The 3,111-nt window shown below is 66.0% G+C and carries 2 protein-coding genes; both read right to left on the reverse strand.

All coding sequences use genetic code 11. The features are described 5' to 3' along the window. A partial coding sequence (locus P4L93_06010) for an NADH-quinone oxidoreductase subunit H (GenBank protein MDR3686489.1) occupies positions 1 to 597 on the reverse strand: 597 nt, incomplete at its 3' end. Then, entirely contained in the window at positions 594 to 2,702 is a 2,109-nt protein-coding gene (hyfB, locus tag P4L93_06015) for a hydrogenase 4 subunit B (protein ID MDR3686490.1), read from the reverse strand. The genes hyfB and P4L93_06010, both read right to left, overlap by 4 nt. Positions 2,703 to 3,111 lie beyond the last annotated feature (409 nt).

The raw sequence follows: 3,111 nt of genomic DNA on the forward strand, positions 1-3,111 counted from the left end.
GGGAATGCGGCCCGTCTCTGCCGGGAGTAACACGAGCATGGCCGCAAAGCCGAGGAAGTCCGCCGCGCGCCAGGCGAGGATCCACGACGCCCCGCGATGCGTTGCGAGGGCGCCGAGCTCCGTCGTCCCGGCGGCCACCGCTGTCGAGAACACGACCATCATCAAGACCGGCTCGACCAGCGGCGCGATCGTCATCTCGCGCGAGGCCCCCATCCCGCCGAACGCGCCGCCGGCGTCGAATGCGCCGACCGCAGTGAGGAAGCGAGCGAGCGCGAGCAGCCCGAGGAGCATCAACGCGTCGCCCAATGGAAACGCCGGCGGCCCCGTCCGGACGACGGGAACGAGTGCACCCGCAGCCACCGTGGCAGCCAGCACGAGCACCGGAATCGACCGGAAGAAACCCGAGGTCGTGTCCGCCTGCACCGTGCCCTTGCGGAGCAGTTTGATGATGTCGCGATACGGCTGAAGGATACCCGCTCCCTGGCGACACTGGATAAGGGCCTTGAGTTTCTGGATGGTGCCGGTGACAAGCGGCCCGAGCAGCACGAGAAGGGTCATCTCGAGGAGCACGAGCGTCAGCGGTCTCTCGCCGGTCATCTTTGGCCCACCCCGAACAGCAGCAGCGCCACGAAGAGCGCTCCGAGCACGAATGCGATGTACCCGTGGATTCGGCCGGTGCTGCGGGCGCGGATGGCCTGCGAGAGCCTCGAGATACCCCGCTCGATGCGGTGGTAAATCTGCGTCTCCGCGAGATCCATGACCTCTCCGGTATAGTGAATGCGTCGGACGACGTACGGCGTTCCGGCGGTCTCTCGGATCACCTCGCGGCGGAGGTCGTAGAGCGTCGCGAAAACGAGCCGGAGCGGCTTCGCAAACGCGGTAGCCGTGTAGTCGAACCCTGCGACGGGGCTCATTCCGCACGTCCATGTTGGCGCGGCGCGCCGCGGGGCACTCCGCAGTCCGCGGCGCAAGACCCACGCCATCGCGGCGAGCGCGATGAGGAGTGCGGCCAGCACCGTCATCGAAATGGCCGTGACGTTCGTCCCCGACGGCGTCAGTGCCGCCGATAGCACAAGCGGTCCCCGCGCCGTTACGACGACGCTCGCCCCGAGGCCGTGAAGCAGTTCGGCCGTCGGCGCGTCGAGCAGGCGCATTGCGTACCCTGGCGCGACACCGAGGGCCACGCACACCGCCCCCAGCCAAATCATGCCGGCGATCATCGACGGCGGTGCTTCGGTGGCGTGCTCGGCATGGGGCGTTCGCGGGCGGCCGAGGAACGTGACACCGAACGCCTTCGCGAAACAGGCAGCTGCGAGGCCTCCCGTGAGCGCCAGCATCGCCGCGGAAAAGACGATGCCGAGACCGGAGGTTCCGCGGAAGTGGCTGGCGCCGCCGAGGAGGGCCTGGAAGGTGAGCCATTCGCTGACGAATCCATTGAGCGGGGGGAGGGCCGAGATTGCGACGGCTCCAAGCAGGAACAGTCCGGCCGTCCAGGGCATGCGCCGGGCGAGGCCGCCGAGTTCCTCCATGTTGCGGACGTGCGTGCGGCAGAGGACGCTGCCCGCGCCGAGGAAGAGGAGGCCTTTGAATGCCGCGTGGTTGACGGTGTGAAGGAGTGCGGCGGTGAGCGCGACCGTAGCGAGGGCGCCGCCCGCGGTCTCCCGACGCCATAGAATCATCGCCAGTCCCACTCCGATAAGAATGATCCCGATGTTCTCCACGCTGTGGAATGCGAGCAGGCGCTTGAGGTCATGCTGCTGTAGCGCGTAGAGCACACCGAGCACGGCCGAAGTTGTGCCCACGACGAGCACCGTCCATCCCCAGGAGGATGGCAGTGGCTCGGCGGCCGGAGCGAGGAGGTCGAAGGCGAAGCGCAGTATCCCGTAGATCGCGACCTTGAGCATGACGCCCGACATCAGCGCCGAGATGTGGCTCGGGGCCGCGGGGTGCGCGCGAGGGAGCCAGACGTGGAGAGGGACCACGCCGGCCTTGGTGGCGAAGCCGCCGAGCGCCAGGAAGAATAGCGTCGTTCGTGTCGCGCTATCGAGACCGCCTGCCGCCATGCGAAGGGCCGTAAAGTCGAATGCCCCGGCCCGCTCGGTGAGGGCAAGGAATGCGACGAGCAGCAGAGCCGTGCCTCCGTGAGCCATCACCATGTAGAGAAGCCCTGCCCGGGCGTTCTCGCCATCCCGGTCGTCGGAGACGACCAGGACGTAGCTGGCGAGCGTCATGCCTTCCCAGCAGAGCAGAAAGCTTAGAGCGTCGCCCGCGCAGCAGACGAATGCCATGCAGCCCAGGAACACATTCAGCGCGATCACCTGCGCTGCCTGCCGCGCCCGCCCCGCGTTGGGCGAGTGCGCCCGAAGATAGGCCGGACCGTAGATCGACGCCGCGACGGCTACGAGGGAGATGACAAACAGGAAGTAGGCCGAGAGCCCGTCCACCGAGAGCGAAAGCCGGGCAAATGGGAAGACGACCGGGAGTGGCTGGGTCAACGTGCGACCGGGGTCGCCGAGGAGAACGCCTACCGAAACGCCGAGGCCTGCCAATGCCCCCGCAAGCGCGGCCAAGTGACCCGCGCCAAGCGCGAGTCTACCCGACCACCACGCCAGCAGGGACGAGAGCGCTCCTGCCACGTAACAGGCAGCCATCAAGAACGCGCCCGTCAGAAGTAACTCCTCGTTGGTGGCGAAATAGATCACTTCGCATTACCAATCACTTCGATGAAATCGCGACGTCTCCAACATCGAGCTGACGGGGTTCGAGACCGCGTCGGCCGATACTTCAGCGTTCGTGCGGACCACGCATCAGCTTGAGCGCCGCTTCGATTTGCCACCAAGCCTTGGCCTCTTCGTTATTTCCTTTTTCTTCGAAAGATCAAGCTTTTTTGGCAGCTACGACGACGGCTTTATCACCGCGCGCTTCCAGCAATTGCTGGGCGTATTATTCGGTTGACGATGAAACTAAACGGCCACCACCACCCGGGCGGCTCTGAATGTCGCTGTTGGGTCGTGTGTCACGAGCGTAGCCGGTCCAAACGGCAACGCGCAACTGGACGAGAGATGAAGGAGGGCCCTTCGGGTTCGGCAATCAGGTGCTGATCCCAAGCCA

Source organism: Coriobacteriia bacterium (assembly GCA_031292615.1).
Taxonomy (GTDB): Bacteria; Actinomycetota; Coriobacteriia; order Anaerosomatales; family JAAXUF01; genus JARLGT01.